This is a genomic window from Shewanella spartinae (assembly GCF_019457555.1).
Taxonomy (GTDB): Bacteria; Pseudomonadota; Gammaproteobacteria; order Enterobacterales; family Shewanellaceae; genus Shewanella; species Shewanella loihica.
This window is the reverse complement of sequence record NZ_CP080418.1, coordinates 1427401-1451891: the sequence shown is the minus strand read 5'-3', so window position 1 is coordinate 1451891 and position 24491 is coordinate 1427401. Positions and strand designations below refer to the sequence as shown.

The 24491-nt window shown below is 51.7% G+C and carries 26 protein-coding genes and 1 other RNA gene; 12 read left to right on the top strand and 15 right to left on the bottom strand.

From position 1 onward, the window contains the following. Positions 1-6: 6 nt before the first annotated feature. Positions 7-480 carry a nuclear transport factor 2 family protein gene (locus K0I31_RS06410; RefSeq protein ID WP_220080279.1) on the top strand — a complete coding sequence of 158 codons (474 nt, stop codon included), beginning with the start codon at positions 7-9 and terminating at the stop codon, positions 478-480. A 2-nt stretch (positions 481-482) separates the two neighbouring features. Here K0I31_RS06410 and K0I31_RS06405 read toward each other — a convergent pair whose 3' ends face one another. The 6 genes from K0I31_RS06405 to K0I31_RS06380 all read right to left on the bottom strand — a co-directional run bounded on the left by K0I31_RS06405 (position 483) and on the right by K0I31_RS06380 (position 9559). Continuing rightward, complete coding sequence (locus tag K0I31_RS06405; protein WP_220073459.1) at positions 483-1931, bottom strand: HDOD domain-containing protein; 1449 nt, start codon at positions 1929-1931, stop codon at positions 483-485. Positions 1932-2279: 348 nt separating this feature from the next. Further along, positions 2280-3605, bottom strand: coding sequence for an isocitrate lyase (gene aceA, locus K0I31_RS06400; protein ID WP_041406525.1), 1326 nt, complete (start codon positions 3603-3605; stop codon positions 2280-2282). Positions 3606-3711: 106 nt separating this feature from the next. Further along, on the bottom strand, positions 3712-5346 hold the full coding sequence (gene aceB / locus K0I31_RS06395) for a malate synthase A (RefSeq protein WP_220080278.1): 1635 nt from the start codon (positions 5344-5346) through the stop codon (positions 3712-3714). 1302 nt (positions 5347-6648) lie between these two features. Next, the gene (locus K0I31_RS06390; protein ID WP_220080277.1) at positions 6649-8397 is read right to left on the bottom strand and encodes a tetratricopeptide repeat-containing diguanylate cyclase; all 1749 of its coding nucleotides are present in this window, start codon (positions 8395-8397) and stop codon (positions 6649-6651) included. A 47-nt stretch (positions 8398-8444) separates the two neighbouring features. Then, complete coding sequence (locus tag K0I31_RS06385) at positions 8445-8666, bottom strand: hypothetical protein (RefSeq protein ID WP_220080276.1); 222 nt, start codon at positions 8664-8666, stop codon at positions 8445-8447. An 83-nt stretch (positions 8667-8749) separates the two neighbouring features. Beyond that, positions 8750-9559, bottom strand: coding sequence for an SAM-dependent methyltransferase (locus K0I31_RS06380; protein WP_220080275.1), 810 nt, complete (start codon positions 9557-9559; stop codon positions 8750-8752). A 396-nt stretch (positions 9560-9955) separates the two neighbouring features. On the opposite strand from K0I31_RS06380, the gene K0I31_RS06375 reads away from it, so the two are divergent. Next, positions 9956-10456 (top strand): outer membrane protein assembly factor BamE, encoded by a 501-nt coding sequence (locus K0I31_RS06375; protein WP_220044679.1) that lies wholly within the window; start codon positions 9956-9958, stop codon positions 10454-10456. A 207-nt stretch (positions 10457-10663) separates the two neighbouring features. On the opposite strand, the gene K0I31_RS06370 is transcribed toward K0I31_RS06375, so the two are convergent. Continuing rightward, positions 10664-10996 (bottom strand): RnfH family protein, encoded by a 333-nt coding sequence (locus tag K0I31_RS06370; RefSeq protein ID WP_220080274.1) that lies wholly within the window; start codon positions 10994-10996, stop codon positions 10664-10666. A gap of 28 nt (positions 10997-11024) precedes the next feature. Then, complete coding sequence (locus K0I31_RS06365; protein WP_011865071.1) at positions 11025-11456, bottom strand: SRPBCC family protein; 432 nt, start codon at positions 11454-11456, stop codon at positions 11025-11027. A 202-nt stretch (positions 11457-11658) separates the two neighbouring features. On the opposite strand from K0I31_RS06365, the gene smpB reads away from it, so the two are divergent. Together smpB and ssrA are read left to right on the top strand one after the other, a co-directional pair. After that, the gene (gene smpB, locus K0I31_RS06360; RefSeq protein WP_011865070.1) at positions 11659-12150 is read left to right on the top strand and encodes an SsrA-binding protein SmpB; all 492 of its coding nucleotides are present in this window, start codon (positions 11659-11661) and stop codon (positions 12148-12150) included. Between the two features lie 121 nt (positions 12151-12271). Then, positions 12272-12627: a transfer-messenger RNA gene (gene ssrA / locus K0I31_RS06355) on the top strand. A 238-nt stretch (positions 12628-12865) separates the two neighbouring features. On the opposite strand, the gene K0I31_RS06350 is transcribed toward ssrA, so the two are convergent. Genes K0I31_RS06350 through K0I31_RS06335 form a run of 4 tightly spaced genes read right to left on the bottom strand, consistent with a single transcriptional unit; the run spans position 12866 to position 15637 of the window. Continuing rightward, entirely contained in the window at positions 12866-13963 is a 1098-nt protein-coding gene (locus K0I31_RS06350; RefSeq protein ID WP_220080273.1) for a 5-(carboxyamino)imidazole ribonucleotide synthase, read from the bottom strand. Then, positions 13963-14445 (bottom strand): 5-(carboxyamino)imidazole ribonucleotide mutase, encoded by a 483-nt coding sequence (purE, locus tag K0I31_RS06345; protein ID WP_011865050.1) that lies wholly within the window; start codon positions 14443-14445, stop codon positions 13963-13965. Before purE ends, K0I31_RS06350 begins: the two co-directional genes overlap by 1 nt. Before the next feature lie 9 nt (positions 14446-14454). Beyond that, entirely contained in the window at positions 14455-15387 is a 933-nt protein-coding gene (locus K0I31_RS06340; RefSeq protein WP_220080272.1) for a sodium-dependent bicarbonate transport family permease, read from the bottom strand. 1 nt (position 15388) lies between these two features. Further along, positions 15389-15637: a hypothetical protein gene (locus K0I31_RS06335; protein WP_220080271.1), complete on the bottom strand. Its 249-nt coding sequence runs from the start codon at positions 15635-15637 to the stop codon at positions 15389-15391. A 138-nt stretch (positions 15638-15775) separates the two neighbouring features. Here K0I31_RS06335 and K0I31_RS06330 point away from each other — a divergent pair, with 138 nt between their 5' ends. After that, positions 15776-16717, top strand: coding sequence for a LysR family transcriptional regulator (locus K0I31_RS06330; protein ID WP_220080270.1), 942 nt, complete (start codon positions 15776-15778; stop codon positions 16715-16717). A gap of 66 nt (positions 16718-16783) precedes the next feature. Here the strand turns inward: K0I31_RS06330 and ohr are convergent, their stop codons facing one another. Beyond that, positions 16784-17218 carry an organic hydroperoxide reductase Ohr gene (gene ohr / locus K0I31_RS06325; protein ID WP_220080269.1) on the bottom strand — a complete coding sequence of 145 codons (435 nt, stop codon included), beginning with the start codon at positions 17216-17218 and terminating at the stop codon, positions 16784-16786. 504 nt (positions 17219-17722) lie between these two features. Here ohr and K0I31_RS06320 point away from each other — a divergent pair. Together K0I31_RS06320 and K0I31_RS06315 are read left to right on the top strand one after the other, a co-directional pair. Continuing rightward, positions 17723-18808, top strand: coding sequence for a M35 family metalloendopeptidase (locus tag K0I31_RS06320; protein ID WP_220044671.1), 1086 nt, complete (start codon positions 17723-17725; stop codon positions 18806-18808). Between the two features lie 139 nt (positions 18809-18947). Beyond that, positions 18948-19364 carry a hypothetical protein gene (locus tag K0I31_RS06315; RefSeq protein ID WP_220080268.1) on the top strand — a complete coding sequence of 139 codons (417 nt, stop codon included), beginning with the start codon at positions 18948-18950 and terminating at the stop codon, positions 19362-19364. A gap of 151 nt (positions 19365-19515) precedes the next feature. Here K0I31_RS06315 and hpf read toward each other — a convergent pair whose 3' ends face one another. Continuing rightward, a complete protein-coding gene (hpf, locus tag K0I31_RS06310; protein WP_011865043.1) occupies positions 19516-19872 on the bottom strand; it encodes a ribosome hibernation-promoting factor, HPF/YfiA family in 357 nt (118 codons plus the stop codon). A 488-nt stretch (positions 19873-20360) separates the two neighbouring features. On the opposite strand from hpf, the gene K0I31_RS06305 reads away from it, so the two are divergent. From K0I31_RS06305 to K0I31_RS06285, 5 genes are all read left to right on the top strand, one after another. Further along, complete coding sequence (locus K0I31_RS06305; RefSeq protein ID WP_220080267.1) at positions 20361-20591, top strand: hypothetical protein; 231 nt, start codon at positions 20361-20363, stop codon at positions 20589-20591. A 4-nt stretch (positions 20592-20595) separates the two neighbouring features. Further along, on the top strand, positions 20596-22308 hold the full coding sequence (locus K0I31_RS06300; RefSeq protein ID WP_220080266.1) for a PepSY-associated TM helix domain-containing protein: 1713 nt from the start codon (positions 20596-20598) through the stop codon (positions 22306-22308). Beyond that, complete coding sequence (locus tag K0I31_RS06295; protein WP_220080265.1) at positions 22305-22655, top strand: DUF3325 domain-containing protein; 351 nt, start codon at positions 22305-22307, stop codon at positions 22653-22655. The genes K0I31_RS06300 and K0I31_RS06295 overlap by 4 nt, the downstream gene beginning before the upstream one ends. Positions 22656-22765: 110 nt before the next feature. Then, on the top strand, positions 22766-22984 hold the full coding sequence (locus K0I31_RS06290) for a hypothetical protein (protein ID WP_220080264.1): 219 nt from the start codon (positions 22766-22768) through the stop codon (positions 22982-22984). Between the two features lie 217 nt (positions 22985-23201). Beyond that, positions 23202-23597, top strand: coding sequence for an OsmC family protein (locus tag K0I31_RS06285; protein WP_220080263.1), 396 nt, complete (start codon positions 23202-23204; stop codon positions 23595-23597). 34 nt (positions 23598-23631) lie between these two features. Here K0I31_RS06285 and K0I31_RS06280 read toward each other — a convergent pair whose 3' ends face one another. Further along, positions 23632-24459: a DUF2490 domain-containing protein gene (locus K0I31_RS06280; protein ID WP_258406584.1), complete on the bottom strand. Its 828-nt coding sequence runs from the start codon at positions 24457-24459 to the stop codon at positions 23632-23634. Between the last annotated feature and the right edge of the window lie 32 nt (positions 24460-24491).

Here is a 24491-nt window from a genome sequence, read left to right as displayed (position 1 = left end):
TTTACCATGACAGTCAGACATCCCATGCTGACCTGGCTTTTGGCAGCCAGCGCCCTGCTGCTGAGCGGCATCTGCCGGGCCGAGATCCCGCTAGAGGCGACCCAGACCTTAGACAAGCTTCACGGCTACGCCGCGAGCGCCGATTGGGACAACTACTTCGCCCTCTATACCCAGGATGCCCACTTTATCGGTACCGATGCCACGGAAAACTGGAACATGCAGGAATTTTCCGCCTATGCCCGCCCGACAAAGGGCTGGCACTACCCCCTGGTTTCGAGGCAGCTTGAGCAACACGGCGACGTGATAGTCTTCGATGAGCACTTAAGCAGTAAGTCATACGGCAACTGCCGCGGCACAGGCACTCTGGTACTGACGCCACAAGGCTGGAAGATATTGCAATACCACCTGAGTTTTCCTATCCCCAACGCCATGGCCAAACGGATCACGGCGCAAATCAGCGCCGCAAGTCAGAAAGAGTAGTGCTAATGCACAGAGACAGATAGACAGAGATTGGTCAGCTGCGCGAAGTGGGTAAAGCGCTCGAAATCCACTTCCGCCAGCTTGCGCTCCGAGCTGTGTCTGTCGGCATATAACAGGCCAATCACCTTGTTATCCACCAATATCGGCGCCAGCATGAAGCCCATGGCTGAAGTGTGGCGCCTGAGTTCTTCGTCGGTATAGAGACGCCACTTTTCCGAGCTAGGGTTGTCGATAAACAGCGGTTTCTTGAGATCGACACTCTCGGCAAACACATTCTTGTCGTGATTAAGCTCGACGATAAACTCATTCTTCATCTTATCGCCGTTCTCGCCTAACACCACGCGAGGTTGCAGGCGTTTACGGTTTGGTGAGAGCAGCATGACGGCGCAGCGATCCATGCCGATACCATCAAGCAGACCGCTCAGAGTAATGGTGATCACCTCATTAAAGTTCGCCTTGTTAATGGCGCAATCTGTGAGCTCCCTGAGCTTCTTCAGTTGCAGGTCGACATTAAATTCACGCACCTTAATGGGCTCGGCCTCAGGCTCCGCCGCCAGCGTCAATTGGTGAGTATCGGGCAAAAAGGCCACCAGCACCTTGGCGCCATAGGTATCGGCCAGCTTTCGGGTGGCGTGGCTGCACTGGATCATCCGCCCCTTAAACTCATCCACCTCGAGATCCAGCATGTCTGCCGCCTGCTTGATTCGATGATTCAGCTCGGCAATATCCTTGCTGTCGCTGGCCATCAACTCGCTGATCTTATTGGCAAGATAGATGGAGCGGATCTCAGGCGTGCGCTCGTTGGGGTTAGACAGGGACTTCACCAGCACCTCACCGAGGCCCCAGTTTTTGGCTATACCCATGGAAAGCTGAGTAAAGGAGGTGCCCAGCACCTCTCTGACCACGTTATTGGCTTCCTTCTCATCGACCTGATTGAGGCGCGCATCGAGCTGCTCTGTGGTCTCACCGCCCATGCTCCAGAAGGCGCTCTCCCCCAGGTGATAGAGCAGCGCGGCGATAAACACCTCTTCTTGCAGCTCTTCGTCATGATCTTTAAGCATCATCTTGGCCAGCATGGCAGCCTGGAAGGCTCTGGCCATCAGGGTGAGCAGCCTGTGATACACAGGCTCAGATAAGCCCTTGTTTTCTAGCAGGCTACTGAGCAGTTTGGCGGTAATACAGATGTTGCGTATGGTATCGAAGCCCAGTACCACGGCCGCGCGGCTCACAGTGGTGACGTGGGAGATCCCCTTATTATAGATGGCGCTATTGGCCACCTTAAGAATTCGCGAGGTCAGCGCATTGTCATGCATCACGCTACGGCCGAGTATCGCCAGGGAGGAAACATCATCTTTGGCTAGTTTCTCAAGGGTTTTCACCGTCGAGCTAAGTGCCGGCATCTCCTGTTCGCTGATGCGTTTGGTCCAGTATTCTGCACCTTTTCCTGACATGGCAGTGTTCAATGCGTATCTACTCTTTTATATGAAAAAATAAGGATAGCGCTCGCTTGCCGGCGCCGTCTTTGATGAATTATAGGCAGAAAAACTTATAACATAACAATTACATCAGCCGCCAGTGGCAATTGGGCTTTATCCAGGGCCAGCTACTCGCTTGGCGAGGATTTCATCTCTTTATCGGCTGCGGGAGCGTATAGATAAGCACAAAATAAAAAAGGCGGCTCAAGAGGGACCGCCAAAGCAAGCAAAAATAAACAAGTAGAAAGGAAAGAAAAACCTCGCACTGCACGTAGGAACACAGTGCGAGGAACAACCGCTGCTAAAGGACAGCAAGTCGAAACTTTAGAACTGCTCCTCTTCGGTAGAGCCAGTCAGTGCCGTGACCGAAGACTCGCCGCCCTGGATCACATTGGTCACCTTATCGAAGTAGCCCGTACCCACCTCTTGCTGGTGCGCCACGAAGGTGTAGCCTTTCTTCGCCGCTGCGAATTCGACTTCCTGTACCTTCTCGACATAGTGCTTCATGCCTTCACCACGCGCATAGTCATAGGCGAGGTCGAACATGTTGTACCACATGTTGTGGATACCGGCTAAGGTGATGAACTGGTACTTGTAGCCCATGTCCGACAGTTCCTGCTGGAAGCGGGCGATGGTGGCGTCATCCAGATTCTTCTTCCAGTTGAAAGAAGGTGAACAGTTATAGGCCAGCAGCTGATCTGGGTATTGCGCATGGATCGCCTCGGCAAAGCGGCGTGCCTCTTCAAGATCAGGCTTGGCTGTCTCACACCAGATAAGGTCCGCGTATGGGGCGTAGGCCAGACCGCGAGAGATAGCCTGGTCAATGCCAGCATTCACACGGTAGAAACCTTCTGAAGTGCGCTCGCCGGTGATGAAGTCGCGATCATAAGGGTCGCAATCAGAGGTCAGCAGATCCGCAGCGTTTGCATCGGTACGGGCGATAACCAGAGTTGGTACGCCGCTCACGTCGGCAGCCAAACGCGCCGAAACCAGCTTTTGCACCGCTTCTTGGGTCGGCACCAACACCTTACCGCCCATGTGGCCACACTTCTTCACCGAGGCCAGCTGATCTTCGAAGTGCACACCCGCCGCGCCGGCATCGATCATGTTCTTCATCAGCTCGTAGGCGTTAAGTACACCACCGAAACCGGCTTCAGCATCGGCCACGATAGGCAAGAAGTAATCTGTGTAGCGCTCATCTTGTGGGTCTATCTCGTTGCTCCACTGGATCTGGTCGGCGCGGCGGAACGAATTGTTGATGCGCTGAACCACTGCAGGCACTGAGTTTGCCGGATAGAGCGACTGATCTGGGTACATGGTGCCCGCCAGGTTAGCATCGGCAGCCACCTGCCAGCCCGACAGGTAGATGGCTTCGATACCCGCCTTGGCCTGCTGTACCGCCTGACCACCGGTCAGGGCACCCAGTGAGTTAACATAACCTTTCTTAGCGCCACCGTTAACCAGCTGCCATAGCTTCTCGGCGCCGCGGGTTGCCAGAGTATTTTCCGGGACAATCGAACCGCGTAAGGCCACTACGTCCTCTGCTGAATAGGGGCGACGAACGCCGGCCCAACGTGGATTTTCAGCCCAATCTTGCTTAATCGCATCAATCTGTTGTTGACGTGAAATCTGTGTAGTTGCCTTAGTCATAATCTTCTCCATCTCAGGTGTTAGCATCCAGCTCCCTCAATACCACTCACATTCAAAGGCGCTAAATAGGTTTGGGTATTACCCTTTCATTTATAAAATCATCTCGTTAGGCGTTATCGCCCTGGGTCAAAATCTCGTAGCCCGGCAGGGTCAGGAAGTCCACCAACTCATCTGCCGTGGTGATCTCTTCCAACAATACGGCGGCTTGGGTGAAGCTGCCATGGGTGAAACGATCCGGTCCCACCTCAAGTTTGACGTTTGCCAGCTCTTCAACCAGCATCTCCTTGAACAGCGCCTTGGTGACCAGCTTGCCGTTAGAGAGCTTCTGCTCGTGCTGGATCCACTGCCAGATAGAGGTACGTGAGATCTCTGCCGTGGCGGCATCTTCCATCAAGCCGTAGATGGGCACACAGCCGTTGCCGCGGATCCAGGCCTCGATATATTGCAGCGCAATTCGAATGTTCAGGCGCATGCCCGACTCGGTACGCTCACCTTCGCAAGGCATCAGGAGATCCCTGGCCAGAATCGGCGCATCGACATCGCGGGTGATATGCAGCTGGTTGACGTGATCTTCACCAATGTATTCGTTGAAGATCCCCATAGCGGTGTCGGCCAGTCCAGGGTGTGCCACCCAGGTGCCGTCATGGCCATTACGCGCCTCAAGCTCCTTATCGCCGCGCACCTTAACCAGTACCGCCTCGTTTTGCGCCTGATCCTTAGCCGGAATGAAGGCTGCCATGCCTCCCATCGCCAAGGCGCCACGCTTGTGACAGGTCTTGATAAGCAGGCGTGAGTAGGCGCTCAGGAACGGCTTATCCATGGTAACCGCCTGACGGTCTGGCAAGATGCGGTCGCTATGCTTCTTCAATGTCTTGATGTAGCTGAAGATGTAGTCCCAGCGGCCACAGTTGAGCGCGACTATGTTAGAGCGCAGTTCATAGAGGATCTCCTCCATCTCGAACACCGCCGGTAGTGTCTCGATAAGACAGGTACACTTGATGGTGCCCGGCGTTAGACAGAAGCGCTCTTCGACATAGGCAAACACCTTGGCCCACCAGCGCGCCTCGACATGACTCTCGAGTTTAGGAATATAGAAGTAAGGTCCGCTGCCCTTCTCCAGCAATTGGCGATAGTTGTGGTAGAAGTAGAGGCAGAAATCAAACAGTGCCCCAGGGATCGCCTCGCCATTAAAGGCGACATGCTTCTCCTTAAGGTGCAGACCGCGTACACGGGCGATAAGCACGGCAGGATCATCATCGAGTGTATAATGCTTACCTGTCTCGGGCGCCGTGTACTCTATCTCGCCACGAACGGCATCACGCAAATTTATTTGGCCTTGAATCACCTTGCTCCAACTAGGCGCCAGAGAGTCTTCGAAGTCGGCCATAAAGACTTTAACGTTGGCATTGAGGGCGTTAATGATCATCTTGCGATCCACTGGCCCTGTGATCTCGACGCGTCTGTCTTGCAGGTCTTGGGGAATACCGCGGATCTGCCAGTCGCCGTCTCTGATGGCACGGGTCTCGGGTAAGAAATCGGGCAGCGCGCCCTTATCGATCAGTTCCTGCTTCTGCCTGCGCATCTCGAGTAGCTTAGGTACCTCTGCCGCAAACTGATCACACAAGACCTCAAGCAAACTCAGCGCACCTTCGTTAAGCACTATATCTTGCCCCGGCACTGGCGCCCCCAGGATAGACAATCCCGTCTCTAGCTGATGTTTATTCATTACCTGTTCAGTCATCCCGATATCTCCCAAGCGCTCACTTACCGTTAATTTCAATTCTTCCTGCCTTTAACCTAAGGCCCGCCATACCTTGTAATGATGGCCATACAGCTTGAAACACCAGCAAGGGGTTACAAATGTACGTTTTGAACAAAACCTACTAACAAACTGTTGGGATTGCAACAATACGGGCGGTGAGAAAAGCAGCGAAAAAAGCTGAGTTACATCACAAAAAATTGGTAAGACCAAGTAGGATACACCAACACAAAACCATGTTTATAAACGACAAATACTACAAATAACAAATCAAAAAATGACTAGATTTAAAAGTTGTCTGACAAATGAACCAAGCCCCACCCACTGAAAGTTATTACGTAAATTTATTACCGAAAGTAATTTTATCGATACAGATATTTCACCTAGAAACCTGACTGATAAAAAGGCGGCACGTTTTGCTTTACTTGCAAGTAAGGCTATTAAAGTCAAATTATTTCAATACTTTACAAGCAACCCAAAAACACCCAAAATCAAACGCACGTTTTAATTTGACGTTTACGTAAACGATACAAGCAAGAGACTAAATGGCTTGTCACAATTCGGTAACGTTTGTCGATCAACATCACGATTTTTTTTGGTTTACTGCAAAAAAAATCAAAAAAAACCGAATAAATTGCATAGTTAACCCAGCAGAGACGCCTATCATGCTGCCAAGACAAGGCATCAAACTCAGCCCTTCGACAAGCCTCGCTCTCCTTCTGTCGCTTTCCTTCTATCGCTCTCCTTCTATCGCTCTCCTTCTATCGCTCTCCTTCTATCGCTCTCCTTCTATCGCTCTCCCTCTGTCGCTAAGCAATCAGCGCAAAATGACTAACTCGCACGATCACTAGCCGCTCAGCTTTAATATCAGCAGTAATGAAAGACAGGAAATCTGAGTTCAAATAACAAAATACTGATGGCGAACCGCACAAATCCTAGAGATGAGCGACTGGCAACATGGGACTGGAGGCACAGCCTAAGATGGGAAAACTAGACAAAAGAAGTGAACCACTCGGTAAACATCGAGTACCTGTATGCAGGAAGGGCTGATAGGCTCCCATCGATGCAACAGGGAATCGCTAAGGATGCATAAAGGCAAAAACTTCACTAGAAGAGAACAGCTTAGACAGCAAACATAGGCTAGAAGCACTAACACCAACGAGAAGCGCTAGTGCAGACAAGAAGGACTAGCTGAGTTAAAGACGAGTGCCGTCAATCCAATGACTCGTCTAGGGGTAACGATTTTGAACTAAATAACGGCAAACCAGTTAGCTAGGGCTAGGGCTAAGCATTCACCGCATTAATGGGAGTGTCGGGCGTAGACTCCATGCTTGGGCGGTACATGACCACGCAGTTACGGCCATTGCCCTTGGCCTGATACATGGCGATATCGACCCGCTTCATGAGTGGATCCAGGCTAAGATCCTCCTCCACACTGGTACAGACCCCGAAACTGGCGGTAATGCTCAGGTCACTATAGTGAGGCCGGGTCTGAATCGCCTCGATTGCCAGGCGACACTGCTTGGCTATCTTGAGGGCCGCCTGCTCATCCGTGTACGGCAAGAAGAGCGCAAACTCTTCACCGCCCATGCGCACAAACAGATCCCGACTCTTGAGGCTTGGCGTCACCGCATCGACTACTCGCCGCAATGCCCAATCTCCGGCGCTATGGCCATAGGTATCGTTGATCGCCTTGAAGTGATCTAAGTCAAACATCACCACACTAAACACGCTGCGATGAGCCAAGACATCGACGAAGAGATTTTCGGCAAAGTCTTGCCCCGTGCCTCGGTTTAATACTCCGGTCAAAGGATCCCGCTGAGAGATGCGCTTATATTTGCGCTTCTGCACAAACATAGAAGCACCAAAAATAATGAGACAGATAGAGCAACCTATGGCAATCATCAGCGCCATACTCTCGTTGTATCTTTCCAGCTCAACTACCTTTTGCTGCGCCGTATAGAGCGCCCGATCCTGGTTGAGCATCTTAATTTCACGGGCCTTCTCGGCATTCTCAAACTTAGCCATCTGATACGCATAGGCTTTTGCCTTGGTCTCGTCGATATCGGCCTCACTGAGCTGCATATACTCGTCCAGATAACGATAGGCCTCCTGGTAGCTTCCCTCTAAAGCCAAGGCATCGGCCATCATCTTATAGGCGCGTTTTTTGGCGTTGAGCACGCTTGGCTCGTCCTCAACATCTATTACTTGCTGGGCGTATTGCTTGGCGCTCTCAATCTCTTTCTTCATCAAGTAGGTTTCGGCCAGCAAGGCATTAACATCGTTAATCTCTAACTGAAACTTAAATGTCTTGTACTTTGCAAGCGCTGAAAGGAACAGCTTCTCCGCTTGCTCAAGCTCGCCTAGCTTAAGGTGTGAAGTGCCCTTGCCCTTGTCGGCCATGGCAACAATAAGCGGAATATTATGTTCACTACAGAAGGTGCGGGTATCGGCAAATAACTGCTTAGCCTCATGATAGTGGGAGAGCTTTAGCTCCCCTACCGCCAAAAACAGCTGGGCATAACACTGCTCTTTCGGCGATCTGTCGCGGCTGAGGGCATAGGCCAACGAGGCATAGCGCTTCACCTCGTCATAGACTTCGAGATCCAGATAGAGGTTGGCCAACCTCAGATAAGAGGTCATCTTAATGGTGACGTCATCTATCTGCTCGATACGGTCGAGATTCTTGGCCATCGCATCCAAGGCGCCCTGATAGTTCTTCATGGCGATCAGCGCTGTGGCCTGATACAGATAGATGGAATTTTGAGTTTCGGGAGAGTGGCTCAGCTGTTCGGCCTGAGTGAGTAGGTTGAAGGCGCGCTCGTAGGCACCGTTATACATCTCCTTGTTACTCTCCAGGGTCAACACCCGAGCCCTCTGTTCGCGGCTCAAGTGCTGGGTATTCTCTTTAAGGTAGGCAATTACCTCAGACGACTTGGCCGGCTCTGCAATTAACGATGCCTTTAGCTCATCGATAACCGCGTCATAATCGACATCGCTCGCAACGGCAGATCCGCAAAGCGCTATCGACAAGACACAAGCCAAAAATAGTCTGAGGTAATACATATAGTTTCTACGAGTTACTTACTGTCATCTGGGTTAGTGATGATCAAATAAGATTGTACTTCGCTGGTGTCACCTGAGAGCGAATCGAGCTGCGCTTTATCATCCGACAACACCGCCTGGATCTCTTCATCCGTTAGGCCATTGGCTTTCATCACACCTTCTGGATCAGCCTTGTAAGCCTCTAACAGCGCGGCATCCGAACCTAACTTCTGAAAAAAATCGCTTAGCTTAGACATATCATTCTCCATTGTTATGTAATAACACTAGTTGCTAGACAAAAGTTTGACCACTCTAGCTTTAATCAAACTCCGTCTCATTTTTAGCCCAATAAAGCTTCTGAAATACCGAGTTTTGCCAAAACCTTATGGTTCACCTTCAGCGGCGCCGCCGGTGGAATTAGCAAGGTAGTAATAGAAGTTAACTTGGCTTGGGGTAAAGCCTTGAGTAATAAGCGTTCAATTCGAGGCGCTTGAGTCGGTAAATTGGGCGCTTCATATAGAATGACCTCATGGTCTAACGGATACCACTCGCTAAGCTGCTCAACCAAGACCTGCAAACAATCCGAGTTAGTATGAAACTTGGTGAGCGTGTGCTCTCCGGCGATGGCTATCTGCCACAGCAGCAGATGGGTGGCGGGATCCGGCGTATGACAGTAGAACATGAATTGACTGGCCTCGAAGCTCTGATGGCCAGACTGGCCCGGATCTATTCCCACGTCGGCCCATAAGCAGGCCTCGGCCGAGATCCCCGGCTCCATCTTAGCCTCGAAACCTTCTTCGCGCGCCCGGCGAATGGCGATATGGGACACACAGGCAAACACACCTGGATGACCATACAGGGCGCACACGACCCGCTTACCCGCCCTAACCTCGGTCAATATCGCCTCGACCATCTGTTGATAGGTATAACGACGGCTCTTAACTTCTTCACCCTGGGCATAGTAACTATGCAGTGATCGAACATCATGATTCATGCTCTCAAGCCACTGGAGGGCAAAGGCATCGGGCACCAAAGAAAAAACCACGTCGGCCAGCTCGATATAACTCTTACTTAGCACGGTTATCTGACCGCCCAGGTTAAGACCTGTGCCAACGCAAACCAAACTGCCTCTTGTATAGGCTTCACCCATTATCGATGCTTCCGTCCATTGCTCGGGTAATCAACCACCCTTCGCTCCTTGGCTAATTGCTACTTTTCAATCAAACAAATTAAGCCAATGCTGCAAAGGTGTAAACCAAATTAACTTACCACAATTCGGGATAAAACAAATACTAACAATTAATTAGTCTGGCATTTTCATCACGACTCAGGGATTCTCCCGCGCTACTTGGACAAAATTCGCTCAAGCTAGTGAAACTAATCCTTAACACACCTGTCTGAACTATTCGCCCTCCCCTTGGGCGCCCCAAACACACAAGCCTTAGCTGATACGCAGGCGAGATCCAGAAAACGGCGATAGCGCTTGTCAGCATGGGGAATGCTTGGGTATCATGGCCGGCAGATATTTAGGGAAGTAGCGCATTCAATGACCATCAAAAAACATAGTATTACTCTATTAGGCGCAGCGGCGCTGTCTCTTTCATTAAGCGCATGTAGCGTGTTTGACTGGCTGATCTATAAGCCAGATGTGCCGCAAGGCAACTACATGGAGACGCAGCAGGTCGAGAAACTCAGAATCGAGATGACCAAAGAGCAGGTCGAATATATCCTGGGCCGTCCCGTATTAAGAGACAGCTTCTCGGACGACACCTGGTACTATGTCTATCACTACAAGAGTGGTCGTGACGCCAGCATCACCCACAAAGAGCTGGTGCTGCACTTTACCAATGACAAGCTTTCTAAAGTAGAAGGCGACTATGAACTGGCCGCCGACTTTAACACCCCGCTGGATCAGAGCTCGCTACCAGAGCTAGGTGCCGCAAAGGGCGACCTGGTTCCGCTAAACCCTGAGCAGCGTCCAGATACCAAGCCGCTCGTGGAAGAGAAGAAAGCACAAGAACTCAACGAAGTTAAAGAGTTTGAATAAACGCTTTAACTAACGCCAGGCCAGTTTTAAGCGCCTGGGTTTTAAGACGAAAAAAGGGTCCTAAGCATTGCTTAAGACCCTTTTTACTGTCTAGCGGCTTTCTCTTAATTCTTAACTCTTTAATGCGCCTTGCAGCCTATCCTGTCTGACGGCTTATCTCGTCTTACTTAATACGCGATAAAATCCCCATAGGGAACACAGACCTAACTAGCTCACCTTAGCGCCAGTGGTCTTGTTGGCGCGGCCCTCGCTCTTAGCCTTTTCGGCACGTTGACGACGCACATCTTTGGGATCGGCAATCAAGGTGCGATAGATCTCCACTCGCTGCCCGGGTTCTAGCACCTCATCATGCTTCACTGCGCGGCTGAAGATACCTAGTTTTACCTTCTCCAGATCAATCTCAGGAAAGAACCGGCAGATTTCGCTCTGCTTCACCGCCTCGATACAACTGGTGCCCGGCGACACCATGACGCTGATACGCTTCTGATGGCTAGGCAGTGCATAAATCACTTCAACGGCAAACTTATCTTGATCGCTCATCTTACATCCTAAGAAGATTAAAAAGCTGTTATTTGTAAATCACTTTGGCGCGGCTGGTAAAAGCGGTCACCATGGAAGACATCAGCTCTTTGAACACCTTACCGAAGGCCAGATCCGCAATCGAACTGGAAAACTCAAAGTTAAGCTCGAAATCCACCTTACAGGCATCTTCCGTCAACTCGGTAAACTCCCATTGACCATGCAGATGCTTAAAGGGGCCGTTTTCCAGCGCCAGCTCAATTCGCTTACCCGGGATCACCTGATTGCGTGTGGTAAAGGTCTTGCTGATCCCCGCCTTGGAGACATCGACCGAGGCCACCATAGTCTTACCATCAAACTCAAGCACCTTACCGCCAACACAACCCGGCAGAAACTCCTTATAGGACTCCACATCGTTGACTAACTCGTACATCTGCATGGCACTAAAGCGCACTAATACGCTACGGGAAATCTTGGGCATATGACTGTTTAACCTGAAACCTTGGCCTGACACCATAAAGCAAAAAATTGATTTTAACATGCTAGGCAACACCGGTCACCTCACCCAGCACTCATGCCAAGCTCAAAAAAACACCACCTCGACCCATTTAAGCAGGCAAATTAAACAAATAATCGCGCGAGCCAATTCCAAATTGGTTAACCGCGCGTATAATAGCCCTCCTATGGCTAAGAAAAACGCAAAAAAATCAAAGAACCCACCGGCGACGATTGCACGCAACAAACGCGCAAACTTCGATTATAAATTTGAAGAGAAATTTGAAGCTGGCTTATCCCTGATGGGATGGGAAGTGAAATCGATCCGAGTCGGAAAGGTAAACCTGTCTGAGAGCTATGTGTTCCTCAGAGACGGCGAAGCCTACCTGTTTGGATGCACCATCACACCGCTCAATACCGCATCGACTCACGTGGTATGCGACCCCATGCGCGATCGTAAGCTGCTGCTTAACCGCAGAGAGCTGGATAAGCTGCAGGGCCTGGTAGAGCGTCAAGGTTACTCTATCGTACCTATCTCCATGTATTGGCGCAAAAATGCCTGGGTAAAGCTAGAGATCGGCCTGGGTAAGGGTAAGAAAGAGCACGATAAGCGCGACGACACCAAAGAGCGCGAGTGGAAGATTGAAAAATCTCGTACCATGAAACATGCCGCACGATAATAATCGCTGTGATTCAGCGACTTGTCTGGCATAAAACGTACGGATAACGAACAAACGATAGTAGCCCCATGATTAATCCTTGGTAATCGAGGACGACGCGGGTTACAATCGACATTGTACTGGGGGCGATTCTGGATTCGACAAGATTCACGAAACCCTAGGAGCATGCCGAGGGGCGGTTGGCCTCGTAAAAAGCCGCACAGTTATAGTTGCAAACGACGATAACTACGCTCTAGCAGCTTAGGCTAGCTAGCCATCTTGCTCACGTTTCTCAAATGGGCAGAGTATTAAGATGGTCACCTTTACATTTGATAGCGAGGGAACCATGTTCAGGGGTGAACCGCGAAACAGTACTGAACTCGCCAATAACAATCCTGTCTTTCGGAGTGTTGTTGGTTAACCAATAGAAAGACTAAGCATGTAGCGCCGAGGATGTAGGCTTTTTGGACGCGGGTTCAAGTCCCGCCGCCTCCACCAACATCAGGTTAGCGATAACCTTCAAAGGCCGCTAAGCCCTTACCAGAGGGGTTTAGCGGCTTTTTTGTATCTATCGCTTTTTAAGCGCATGCAGCAAGTCTATTTACCAGCTTAAAATCAAAGATAAAAAAGCCCCGACAGATCTTGTCGGAGCTTTTCTCGTTATCGATTTAAGACGCTAAATTTTAGAATCTAAATCTTAGATACCAATCTCTTACTTGCACATGAATCACTTAGCCTAGCACTTCACCAGCGACTGCTCGACGCTTTGCATCTGGCTGGCTAGTTGGGCGTAGTCATCCAGCATGAAGTTGATGTGTCCTAGCTTGCGATTGGGCTTGGCGGCCTTGTTGTACCAGTGAAGGCTGGCATTGCTGCTTAGGGCATCCATTGGCGGAGCAACGACACCTAGTAGATTCAGCATGCCGGTCTTACCTATGGCCGAGGTTGCTCCCAGGGCGATTCCGGCGACGGCGCGAATGTGGTTCTCAAACTGGCAGGTCTGGGCACCAAGCTGAGTCCAGTGGCCGCTGTTGTGTACCCTAGGTGCCAGTTCGTTCACCAGCAGCTTATCACCCACCACAAACAGTTCCATGGCGAGTACGCCGACATACTGCTGTGCTTCGAGCAGCTTGGTCATATAGCTTTGCGCCTGCTGCACCATCTCGGCGCTTACCCCTCTGGCGGGCGCCATTGAGCGCAGCAGAATACCGTTTTGATGTTGATTCTCGGTCAAGGGATAACAACTCACCTCGCCGCTGGCGCTGCGCACACCGATAATAGACACCTCTGCATCGAAGGGGATCCATTGCTCGGCTAAGTAATGACCTTGTTTAAGATCAGGCGCAACACTAGCAAGATCATCATCGCTACGTACCACCCACTGGTTCTTGCCGTCATAGCCTTCATCGAGGGACTTGATCACCATGGGATAACCTAAGGTCTTGGCACTCTTCTCGAGGCTGACATCATAGGTAAAGGGGGCGCAGGGAATACCAAGCTCAGCTAATAGCTGCTTTTCATGAATACGGCTCTTGCACTTGGCAATGCTATCGACACTCGGTCTGATGGTGCTGTGGGCCTCGAGCACGCGCACTAGATCCAGATCCACCTGCTCTTTTTCGACCGTGATCACCTCGGGTTTGCCCAAGGCTTCATAGAGTGCGCTGACACTCTGCCCCGGCTGCCAGGACGCCACAGGGCCTAGGCCCTCGACGCAGCTAAGATCCGTATCAGGGCCACCATCGGCGACGAAACTGAATTTCAGCCCTAATGGAATGCCCGCCAGCGCCATCATGCGCGCCAGCTGACCACAACCAATAATGCCGATGCGCATTATTCCACCTCCAGCGGCACACCTGAGGTTTGGCTAGCACGCCAATCACATAGACGCTGGGTCAGTTCGCTATCACCCAGGGCCAGGATTTGCGCCGCCATCAGGCCAGCGTTGAAGGCGCCTGAATCGCCAATTGCCTGAGTCGCTACCGCAACGCCTTTTGGCATCTGCACGATAGATAGTAGGCTATCCATCCCTTTCAGGGCCTTGCTCATCACTGGCACCGCTATCACAGGCAGATGTGTCATGGCTGCCGTCATGCCCGGCAGATGCGCCGCGCCGCCCGCACCGGCGATGATCACCTCGATCCCTTCATCGGCCGCGCCGTGGCTGAAGCTCACCAGACGCTCAGGGGTGCGATGCGCCGAGACCACCTGTTTGCTGTAGGCGATCCCCAGGGCATCCAGGACTGTGGTGGCATTTTTCATGGTCGGCCAATCGCTCTGTGAACCCATGATGATTGCTACTCTTGCTTTATTCATACGTGCCTCTTAATTTGATAACCAATAGGTGAACAGCGCATAGGTGGGGATGCCCACCAGTACGTTGAACGGAAAAGTAATTGCCAGTGAATAAGTGATAGACAGGCTCTGGTTCGCCTCGGGAATCGCTACCCGCATTGCCGCCGGCACCGCTATGTATGAGGCGCTCGCCCCAAGCACCGCCAGCAGAGTGGCGCCGCCGCTCGACAGCCCCATCTGTAAACCCAGAATGCTGCCCAGCAAGCCACCAATTAGCGGCATGAATACGCCGAATGCCAACATAAAGTTGCCCATCTGCTTCAGCTCTTTTAGACGGCTGGCGGCAAGCATTCCCATCTCCAGCAGGAAGAGGGCCAACACACCATGGAACAGGTTAAAGAATAGCGGGGTCACACCCTCGATACGGTCGGCCCACAAGTAGCCGATGATCAGCGCGCCGACCAGCAGCACCAGGCTCTGGTTGCAGAACACCTCATGGATAAGCGTGCGCCACTTAAGGTTAGTCCCCGAGCGTCTGGCCAGGGCAATACCCACGGCGATGGCAGGGATCTCCAGCAATACCACAAACAGCGGGAAGTAGGCTTCGTAGCTTATGCCTTGCGCCTCGAGAAACGCCACGGCCACCGCATAGGTGCCTATGCTGACCGAGCCATAGTGGGCGGCAATTGAGGCCGCATCTTCAAGCTTGAGCTGACCGATATAGCGCAGAATAGGAAAGGCGATCAACGGAATAATCAGCCCCATGCCAATCACCAGCAAGGATTGTGGCAGTAGCGCCATTGAGCCATATTTTGACAGAGCCACGCCCCCTTTAAGGCCGATGGCCAGCATGAGAAATAGCGTCAGACTCTGATAGAGTGCCTTGGGAAACTGAATGTCGGAGCGGATAAGGGTGGCTAGCGCCCCCAGGATAAAGAAGGCGATGGTGATATCTAGCTGCATCTTAGGCGCCCTTCACTTGCAGGCGAGTGGCTGGCTTTACGACGCGACGCTTATTCGAGAACTTAGACGATAACTTGGCGGCAATGGATACCAAGGTCAGTGAGATCAGGCCAAGACCGACAACCAGCAGCCCCATACCGTTGTGCCCTTCCCGCATGGTGGCAAACGCCAGCGTGGTCACCATCAGACCGACGACTAGGCTGAAGAGTGATTGTTTTTCTGCCAGGACAAGCTGAGTTAACTGTTTCATAAGATCCCCCGTTTACGACTGATACCGCGAAAAATTCGGTGTTCTTTTAGCTGGAACGATCTTGCCAAAAACAATTTATATATAAAAATAGATATTTTTATGTTTTTATATAGATAAAAATCTATATATGGAGCGACTATGTCCCTCAGACTACAGGCACATCTTGGTACCCTCAGGCAGATGGAGATCTTGCTGGCTGTCTATGATAGCGGCAGCGTCAGCGGCGCCGCCGAGACCCTGCACCTCACTCAGCCCACCATCTCGATGCAGCTTAAGAAGCTCGCCGATGTGATAGGTTTCCCCCTGTATAACATAGTGGGTCGCAAGGTGGTGTTTACCGAGGCCGGGCTGGAGGTGGTTAAATCGGCCACAGAGATCCTCGACAGCTTTACGAGGCTGGAGATGTCGCTCTCGGACATGGGGGAGCTCAAATCGGGTACCCTGCGCCTGGCAGTGGTGACCACCTCTAAATACTTTATTCCCCACCTGCTCGGCCCCTTCTGCGAGCGCTACCCCAACGTCGCTGTGCAGCTCAATGTGGGTAACCGCCAGCAGATCATCGATCGCCTCAAACAGGGCATTGACGACTTCTATGTGTTCAGTCATCCACCAGCGGATCTCAACACAGATAGCATCGAGTTCTTCAACAATCCCCTGGTGGCTATTGCCCAGGAGAATCATCCCTTAGTCAGTCAGGATGGCGTCTCGTTAGCCGAGCTCTGTGAGGCGCCCTTCTTGATGCGTGAGAATGGCTCGGGCACCCGTTTGGCGATTGAGCGTTTCATGGCGAAACAGGGGGTGAAGCTTAACGTGAAGATGACCATAGAGAGTAATGAGGCGATCAAACACTCGGTGATGTCAGGACTGGGTGTCAGCATACTCTCGGCCCATACCCTCGCCTTTGGCGGCAATACCGGGCTGGCGCAGCTGAATGTGAAGGAGCTGCCGATCAATTCCAACTGGTATTTTCTCTGGCTTAAATCAAAACGTCCCTCGGCAATCGCTCAGGCCTTCTTGACCCATGTGGAAAGCGAGGGACGTGAGATGCTACTCACCGAGCTGGCAAAACACAGGCTTTAGTGTGTTAACACCTTCACCTAGGGCTGCCAGCCTGGAACTCGCTAATAAGCTAGAGTAGCTAGCTAGTTACAGAGACTCGCCATTCACAGTTAGCGCAACATCTATGTTGTTGCGCACTGCGTTAGAGTAAGGGCAGACCTGATGGGCCGTCCTTACCAGCTCTGCGGCTTGCTCCTGAGATAACTCATCAGATATCGCCAGCTCGACACTCAGGGCCACGGTTAGGCCGAAACCACCTTCTGCGCGAGCGCCAATGCCCACCTTAGCGGTAACCGGTGCCTGCGTCAGCTTTACCTTGGCTTCTCTGGCCACATGCAGAACGGCATTGGAGAAACAGGCGCTGTAGCCCGCCGCAAATAGCTGCTCAGGGTTGCTCGCCTCGCCGCTGCCGCCCATCTCTTTGGGATAGCTAAGGGCGATAGACAGCTTACCGTCGTCTGTCGTCACCTGTCCGTTACGTCCGGCACTCGCAGTGGCTTGAGTCTCATATAAAGTCTTCATGGTCTTTCCTCATTTCGAATAGGTTCATTGAAAGCAAAGCGCTTTTGCAATTTATAATGCACACTTGAATACGACTCTTGAATACGAATCAGAATGCAATTTAAATTGCGCGCAATTTATTTGCGATAGTTATACCCAAAATTTAAATTGCGCACAACTTATTTTTTTCCGATTTTTCGAAAAGGGATTCGAATTAACGGCCATTCAAAGAGGCGTTAACCTCCTGTGATCGAAGCTGAGATGGGCAGTTAAGACTTGGAAAATCTGCTAAAGAGAGGGTTAGAGCAACGCTTGAACATGGCAGCTAAACCGCTGACGTTGGGGTAGCCAATTTCCTGTCGTTAGTCAGATAAAGTACATTGCACTAGCCAACTTTAGTTATTCAAAATAAAGCTCCAATAAATGCTTGCTATTCAAACCTTAATTTGATTAAACTCCAAAATGTAACAACTGAGTAACATTTGTTAACACTATAAAAATAACCTCAATCAAAAGGACAAATTGATGAGCAAGCTATTCAAATTATCAACACTCGCTATTGCCACCACCTTACTGAGTCAATCAGCCCTTGCCGAAGGGATCGCCGCTAAACTGCAGATGAGCCAAGACAGCTTCAGCAGCGATCAGGACGTGATGGTTACCCTAACCCTGACCAACGAAGCAAACGTTCCGGTGAAACTACTCAAGTGGTTTACTGCGGCAGACGGTGTTGAAGAGTCGCTATTTAAAGTTACCGCTGACGGTCAAGAGCGCCCTTACCTTGGTGCTCACTACAAGCGTCCAGCACCAAGCCATAAAGACTACATCAAGCTAAAATCCGGTGAGAGCATCTCTTACCAGGTAGAGCTATCGTCACTGTATGACATGTCATCTACGGCAAACTATGAGATCAGCTATGATGTCAGCTCTATGCAGCTGTTTGCGCCAAACCCAGGCCAAGCCAAGAAACTGGCTCGCCTTGGCGTAGAAGGCATACACTCAGCTCCCGCGAGCTTCTACCTGGAAGGTCGCGAATTTAAAGGCGGCGCTAACAAGGGCAAGCCAGGCACTGGCGATGGTGGCGGCACAACACCTGACGGCATCTCTTTCACCGGTCGCTGCAGCAACTCACAGCAGAGTGATATCCTTGCCGGCCTAGCCGCGGCTAAGACAATGTCTGCCGACGCTAACCAGCACCTGGCCACGGCCAGCAGCAACTCACAGCGTTACAGCACCTGGTTCGGCGCCTACAGCTCGTCTCGCTGGAACACGGTAAGCAACAACTTCAGCAAGATCGATAGCACGCTCAACAACGAGCCACTGACCTTCGACTGTAGCTGTAAGAAGCAATACTACGCTTATGTTTACCCAACTCAGCCATACAAGATCTACATGTGTAATGCCTTCTGGACAGCCCCAACGTCGGGAACTGACTCTAAGGGCGGCACCATCATCCATGAGACCAGCCACTTCAACGTAGTAGCGGGTACAGATGATATTGTTTACGGTCAGAGCGGTGCTAAGTCACTGGCGATCAGCGATCCTTCACAGGCGATTCAAAATGCTGACAGCCATGAATATTTTGCTGAAAACACGCCTAACTTAAACTAATCTATTTCTTATCTTTCTTGTCAATCTAAGGGCGGAATTATCCGCCCTTTTTTTTGTTTAGCTAATGCCAAGGTTAACGCCTATGTTTACGCCTTTAAGGTTTCTGTCACTTAGTCTCTTGCTACTTTGGACCATAAGTATGAATAGCCTCGCACATCAAGCGCTGCCCACGTGTCGCCTCATAAAGGCGGAGCAAGACAATACCCTCACCTTCGAGATAACTGCACCGGCAAACACTAACTGGTACCTGCTGAGCAGGCACAGCCCCTTCGATGCCTGGTTTAGCAAGTTTCTGACCCTGACCGACCTGAATAACCAACAGACGCTTGAATATCAGGGCGCACTCGCCAAGCGCGGCGAACCACTTGATGAGGACTATTTGCTGCTACCAGCGGGCGAGTCCTTGAGCGTCTCGCTGGAACTGGCGCAGGCATTTGTTATCCCTTCGGGTCGTTATCAGGCTAAGCTTCGTCCCTTAACCCTCTATCAAGACCTGAGTGACAAGACGCAGAGCACAGCCCTTGAATGCCCGGCGCTCGAGGTCGACCTGCCTTAGCCTCAGATACGCATCGGCCACTATTCGCAACGGCCCTTCACAAGAGCTCTTATCTACAAAAGCACTTATTCACAAAAGCACTTATTCAAAATAGCCCAGATGCAAAAAAGCCACCCTAAGGTGGCTTTCTCGTCTCTTATGCCTTGTAGGCTTAGACCAACTTCATCTCCTGGATGATCTCATGGGCAATCTCAGGTGTGGTACTTACCGGCTTTTGATGCAGATCTGCCTTCAAATGGCCTTTTCTGTGCTTTAACGCCGCATCCAGTTTTTTGGCGGCATTAGTGATAGCAGGATACATGATATCGTCACTCCCAGAGGCTGATATCCGGCTACCTTCGTAATTGGTACTGAGTTCGACCTGAAACTCTCCGTGCTCTTTAGCAATGATGACATCGAGTGAAATGAGCGTTGGGAAATGGGTCGCGATTTTGGAAAACTTTTGATTCACATGCTCTTTTATTGAATCGGTGATATCTACGTGATGACCAGAAAGATTTATTTTCATAGGTTTTCCTTTTTAGGATGACTTCAATAATGAACTTGGGATGAGTGAAAGAAAAAACAAGGGGCTGAAGCACTTTTTTTCAATTGACGCCTATGTAAGCATGGGCGAAATCCAAGTAAATCTCCATTCAGTGTCTACTAATATGTACTCCCCATACTGGTTAAAAGCAAGCGGCTAAAACAGGATATCAGGCATAAACAGGCGGTTTTGGCCATAAATCCCACAAAGTAAACAAAATTTAATCAATCTGTCTTTAAGACGTCATCTTCATCCTGGCCCACAAACTAAGGGAGGGCCAAAGGGCAAACCTAAGAGTAACTTGAGATAACAGCTTTACACGTAAATACGAATGAGAACCTATCTCAACAAGTGTAGAATAAGCTAACCCTTAGTTCATAAATTTATCCATAGTGAATACAAGCATTTCTCCACGTCTAACGTCATTCGGGCGAGACCTCTCTCCCAGAGCTTCGGTTGTCCTGCGGCTGTTGGCCTCCCTGCTGGGTGGTTACGGCGTGGCGGCGCTCGCCTGTATGCTGCTGGCACAAACTCTGCCCCTTAGCCGTCTCGATGCGGTGCTTGTCGGCACTATGGTCTCCTTTAGCATCTTCGCCATGATGATCATCCGCCTCTTTAGCCTCAGGTCTCACCTGCGCGTGGTGCTGGAACCTGTGGCGCTTTGCACCCTGCTCTATGGCCTCACACTCGTTTTAGGTTAATCCCATGAAAGAGACTTTTTTCCGCTCCATGACCTGGCTGCACACCTGGGCTGGCCTCGCCGTTTGCTGGCTACTACTGCTTATCTTCTTTGCCGGCAGCCTGAGCTATTTTCGTCACGAGATCAGCCTATGGAGCAAACCCGAGCTGCACAAGTCTGTCTTTCAAGACTATGACCAGCAGCGAATTGGTCAACAGATCGCAAAGGGCCAGGCCTATCTGGCCGACAAGGCCCCCGACGCCGCGAGCTGGACCATCTCCTTCCCGAGTGAGCGCAAGCCTTACCTCAGCTTCGGCTGGGCAGACGAGCCTAAAAAGGGTGAGCGTCGCGGCAAGTTCCATGAGCATGTGATCAGCAAGGATGGTCAGCAGATAATCACCGAGATCCGCGAATCGCGAGGTGGCAACTTCTTCTACCGCCTGCATTTTGATCTGCATTATCTGCCTGTTGTGGCCGCGCGCTGGATAGTGGGGCTCGCCACCATGGCGATGCTAATCGCCCTGATAAGCGGCGTGGTGATCCACAAACGGATCTTTAAAGACTTCTTCAGTTTTCGGCCGGCAAAGGGCAGTCGCTCATGGCTCGACGCCCACAATGTCAGCGCCGTGATGGCCCTGCCCTATCACCTGATCATCACCTATACGGGTCTCATCACTCTGATGTTCATGTTCATGCCTTGGGGCGCATTGCAAGAGTACGATGGCGACGTGCGCGCCTTCAGGGCCGACCTCAACCCCGCCCGTATTCAGGCTAAGCCCAGCAAAGAAGCGGCGCCACTCATCGAGGCCACTAGCCTGCTACATCAAATACAACAGCAGTGGGACGCGGCGCCGCTTAAGCAGGTTAGCATCAGCGCGCCAGGGAAAGATAACAGCCGCATCAGCTTCGCCCTCAACAGCGAGCAGACGGTGACAGATAGGCGTAATCTGTTGATTTTCGACGGAGTAAAGGGTGAACTGATATCTAAGGCTGATCCGGACAGCGCCACCTACAAGACCTATGACACCCTGATGGCGCTGCATACCGCGCGCTTTGCCGACTGGGCCTTGCGAGGTTTCTTCTTCCTCTGCGGCCTGCTCGGCTGCGCCATGGTCGCCACTGGCACCCTGCTATGGGCGGTAAAGATCGCCCAGAAACAACAAAAGGCGATTCAATCTGGCACCGAGCCGACTGTCGGCCTCAGGCTAGTGGATGGGCTCAACATCAGTTTTATCTGCGGCCTTCCTCTCGCCACCGCAATCTTTTTCTACGCAAACCGTCTGTTGCCGCTCTATATGGTTGACCGACCGCAGCGTGAGGTGGATGCCTTCTTTATCACGCTGGCAGTCATCGCCCTAGTCGCCCTGTGGGATGGCCTTCGCGGCGCGCAGTCCTGGCGGCGCTGGCGTCAATGGCTATTGCTGGGCACCCTGGCCTTTGCGGCGTTGCCGCTAGTGGGCGCCGTCACCTCGGGGCAGAGTCTGCTCGCTAACATGATTGATAATCAATGGACTCTGGTAGGCTTCGATATGGTCAGCCTGCTGTTTGCCCTGGCACTGGGATTTGCCGCCAGGCAGGTAAGGCAGTCAAAGCTAATCAATCCGCGCCAAAGTGCCACCAGCCCGAGAACAGACACGGCAAGAGCTGGCAGGGCCAGCGTTGTAAGAGCTACCAGACCCAACACATCGGCTATGACTCGTGAAACAAGAGATGGTGATTTAGAGGAGGTCCGCCAATGAACCTATCCATCGGCCTATCCCTTTGCCTAGCCCTTTGTATGGCCTTTATTGCCTTTGGCGCCCTGGCACTGGCCATGTTCAGCCACTTCAAGAGCTGCTTCAAACGTCCACCCACACAGATTCAACAGAGGGCGCTTACCCTGACAGGCTGGGCCTCGCTCGCCTTAAGCTTTCTCGCGCTGCTCGGCCAATATGAGCCCGCCTACGCGACAATTTTGCTGTTTGGCGTGATGAGCGCCGCGGCGCTGGCGGTTATCTTGCTGCTTAGCTACCAGGCAAAACGCCTGCCCGCTAGCCTAGCCGTCGCCGCCTTGCTGGCGCTGGTTGACTTTAGCCTGTTTGTTTAAATTTCATTCAGCCTGGATACAGCAGCATCTGTTTATTATCTGCTCAGTAAACACTATGGCGCCTGATGACACTCCTGATAGACAGGCGCCAAACAGCAAGGGCAGATACCATGCGAATTTCACCTGCGGCGGCCTATCAGAGATGGACACGCCAACTCGCCAGCGATAAAGCTGCGATGACCAAGAGTCGTGGTGACGAGCACCATAGACAACTAGCAAACGTCGCCGAACTAACTCAAGACAGGGTCACGCTATCGTCACTCGCGCTAAAGCTAAGTGCTCTCGACCAGAGCACCCTTGAAAAAGCGGCGCAGCGGGATGCGGCGTAACCTCATTTCATAAGGTTTCCAACCTTTCCCAAAAGGTTTTCAAAGTTTGCTATAGTGGCCGCATTCTATTTCGCATTCCAGTGGGCCCGACAGCATGTCTTTTTCGGTTACCGTCTCTTGGCCACCAGCCACTCATGGTAGCCATCACACTGCACAAAACTCAGAGCCTCTGCAAAGAGAGCCTCTAGCTAAAGACTCTGGTACAGGCGACGAAAAGATGAGCCGGGATCACCAGCTTAGCTTCGCCAGCGGCCAAGTCGTCGCCGGCTCGGCCGCCCCCGAGTATCTGGGTAGCCAGGATAAGGTCAATCCTGAGGAGAGTCTGCTTAGCGCGCTGGCGGCCTGCCACATGCTGAGTTTTCTCACCATAGTGGAGAAGAAACGTCTGACGCTGCTGAGTTATCACGACGAGGCAAGGGCCGAGCTGGGGAGAAATCAAAAGGGGCAGATGGCTATCACCCACATAGCACTTACCCCAGAGGTTGAATTGGCGCAGCCACTGAGCGAAGAACAGCTAGCTAAGCTGCATGCCCTCGCCCACAAACACTGCTTTATCGCCAACTCACTGGCCAAAGAGATAGCCATTGAGATAACGCCGCGCCAAAGGGGCTAGCACTAATGTTTCTGAGGGCTAGTATCGGTACGGACTAGAACTGGTAGGTTAGCGACAAAGCCGGGCCTTTGAAACCATAATAGATATCGAAATCGGCTAGATCTTTCTCGACCTCGACATCTATCTTGTAATACTTATAACCCAACTCCACATCCAGAGAATCACTCAGCTGGTAGTTGACCCCTGCGCTGAAGTCGAACAATTGCCCCTTGGTATCCCCCAGGCTGACATAGAAATACTGCGCCCAACCTGAGAGGCTCCAGCGATCGTTAATACGGTAGCGCCCTTGCAGGCCGAGATCGGGTAGCGGCGCCGTCACCTCGGTAAGGGCATTGCTCTTGGGATTAACGTCCACCACCTGGCACTGGTCGTCGACGCAGGCCCCAATTTCCCCCACAAACTGCAGCTTGAGCCACATGATATGCAGACCGGCAAGCAGGGTCAGGTCGACATCCTCGCCACTGTAAAAGTTATAGCGATAGCCCAGGCGCAGAATATCCACGTTAAAGATGGTGCTGATATCCGCCCCCGCCTGCACCAGGTAGGTCTGGCCCGAGTTCACCTCGGTATACTCGTAGGGCTTAGAGATTGAGCGATTACGGGCCTCGCGATCCAGTCGTTTCCAATCGAGATAGACGCCGTGATCTTCATTAAACCAGTAGGCCAGTTCCAGGGTGGGCAGGAGCTCCTTCTCGACCAGGGCCAGATCGTTCTCGAAATCTAGGGTGAAGTCTTTACCGAGATCTGGGTTTTGTACCACAATGCCGGAATCAGAGTTAGCGTAAAAACCGCCCAGGGTGACAGAAAATCCCTGCTGCTCGGCATGGGCTAACGGTGCTGAACCTAAGGAAGCCGTACTCAATAATACAGCGCCTAGTCGCAACAAGGCACCTG

Bases quoted from the DNA above. Each gene is read 5' to 3' on its own strand.
- K0I31_RS06290 (WP_220080264.1), top strand. From the start codon at position 22,766: ATGCGAATTTCACCTGCGGCGGCCTATCAGAGATGGACACGCCAACTC.
- K0I31_RS06365 (WP_011865071.1), bottom strand. From the start codon at position 11,456: ATGCCCAAGATTTCCCGTAGCGTATTAGTGCGCTTTAGTGCCATGCAG.
- K0I31_RS06405 (WP_220073459.1), bottom strand. From the start codon at position 1,931: ATGTCAGGAAAAGGTGCAGAATACTGGACCAAACGCATCAGCGAACAG.
- purE (WP_011865050.1), bottom strand. From the start codon at position 14,445: ATGAATAAAGCAAGAGTAGCAATCATCATGGGTTCACAGAGCGATTGG.
- K0I31_RS06410 (WP_220080279.1), top strand. From the start codon at position 7: ATGACAGTCAGACATCCCATGCTGACCTGGCTTTTGGCAGCCAGCGCC.
- aceA (WP_041406525.1), bottom strand. From the start codon at position 3,605: ATGACTAAGGCAACTACACAGATTTCACGTCAACAACAGATTGATGCG.
- K0I31_RS06320 (WP_220044671.1), top strand. From the start codon at position 17,723: ATGAGCAAGCTATTCAAATTATCAACACTCGCTATTGCCACCACCTTA.
- K0I31_RS06370 (WP_220080274.1), bottom strand. From the start codon at position 10,996: ATGAGCGATCAAGATAAGTTTGCCGTTGAAGTGATTTATGCACTGCCT.
- K0I31_RS06330 (WP_220080270.1), top strand. From the start codon at position 15,776: ATGTCCCTCAGACTACAGGCACATCTTGGTACCCTCAGGCAGATGGAG.
- smpB (WP_011865070.1), top strand. From the start codon at position 11,659: ATGGCTAAGAAAAACGCAAAAAAATCAAAGAACCCACCGGCGACGATT.
- K0I31_RS06375 (WP_220044679.1), top strand. From the start codon at position 9,956: ATGACCATCAAAAAACATAGTATTACTCTATTAGGCGCAGCGGCGCTG.
- K0I31_RS06380 (WP_220080275.1), bottom strand. From the start codon at position 9,559: ATGGGTGAAGCCTATACAAGAGGCAGTTTGGTTTGCGTTGGCACAGGT.
- ohr (WP_220080269.1), bottom strand. From the start codon at position 17,218: ATGAAGACTTTATATGAGACTCAAGCCACTGCGAGTGCCGGACGTAAC.
- K0I31_RS06335 (WP_220080271.1), bottom strand. From the start codon at position 15,637: ATGAAACAGTTAACTCAGCTTGTCCTGGCAGAAAAACAATCACTCTTC.
- K0I31_RS06295 (WP_220080265.1), top strand. From the start codon at position 22,305: ATGAACCTATCCATCGGCCTATCCCTTTGCCTAGCCCTTTGTATGGCC.
- K0I31_RS06340 (WP_220080272.1), bottom strand. From the start codon at position 15,387: ATGCAGCTAGATATCACCATCGCCTTCTTTATCCTGGGGGCGCTAGCC.
- K0I31_RS06350 (WP_220080273.1), bottom strand. From the start codon at position 13,963: ATGCGCATCGGCATTATTGGTTGTGGTCAGCTGGCGCGCATGATGGCG.
- K0I31_RS06315 (WP_220080268.1), top strand. From the start codon at position 18,948: ATGAATAGCCTCGCACATCAAGCGCTGCCCACGTGTCGCCTCATAAAG.
- K0I31_RS06300 (WP_220080266.1), top strand. From the start codon at position 20,596: ATGAAAGAGACTTTTTTCCGCTCCATGACCTGGCTGCACACCTGGGCT.
- K0I31_RS06285 (WP_220080263.1), top strand. From the start codon at position 23,202: ATGAGCCGGGATCACCAGCTTAGCTTCGCCAGCGGCCAAGTCGTCGCC.
- aceB (WP_220080278.1), bottom strand. From the start codon at position 5,346: ATGACTGAACAGGTAATGAATAAACATCAGCTAGAGACGGGATTGTCT.
- K0I31_RS06385 (WP_220080276.1), bottom strand. From the start codon at position 8,666: ATGTCTAAGCTAAGCGATTTTTTTCAGAAGTTAGGTTCGGATGCCGCG.
- hpf (WP_011865043.1), bottom strand. From the start codon at position 19,872: ATGAAAATAAATCTTTCTGGTCATCACGTAGATATCACCGATTCAATA.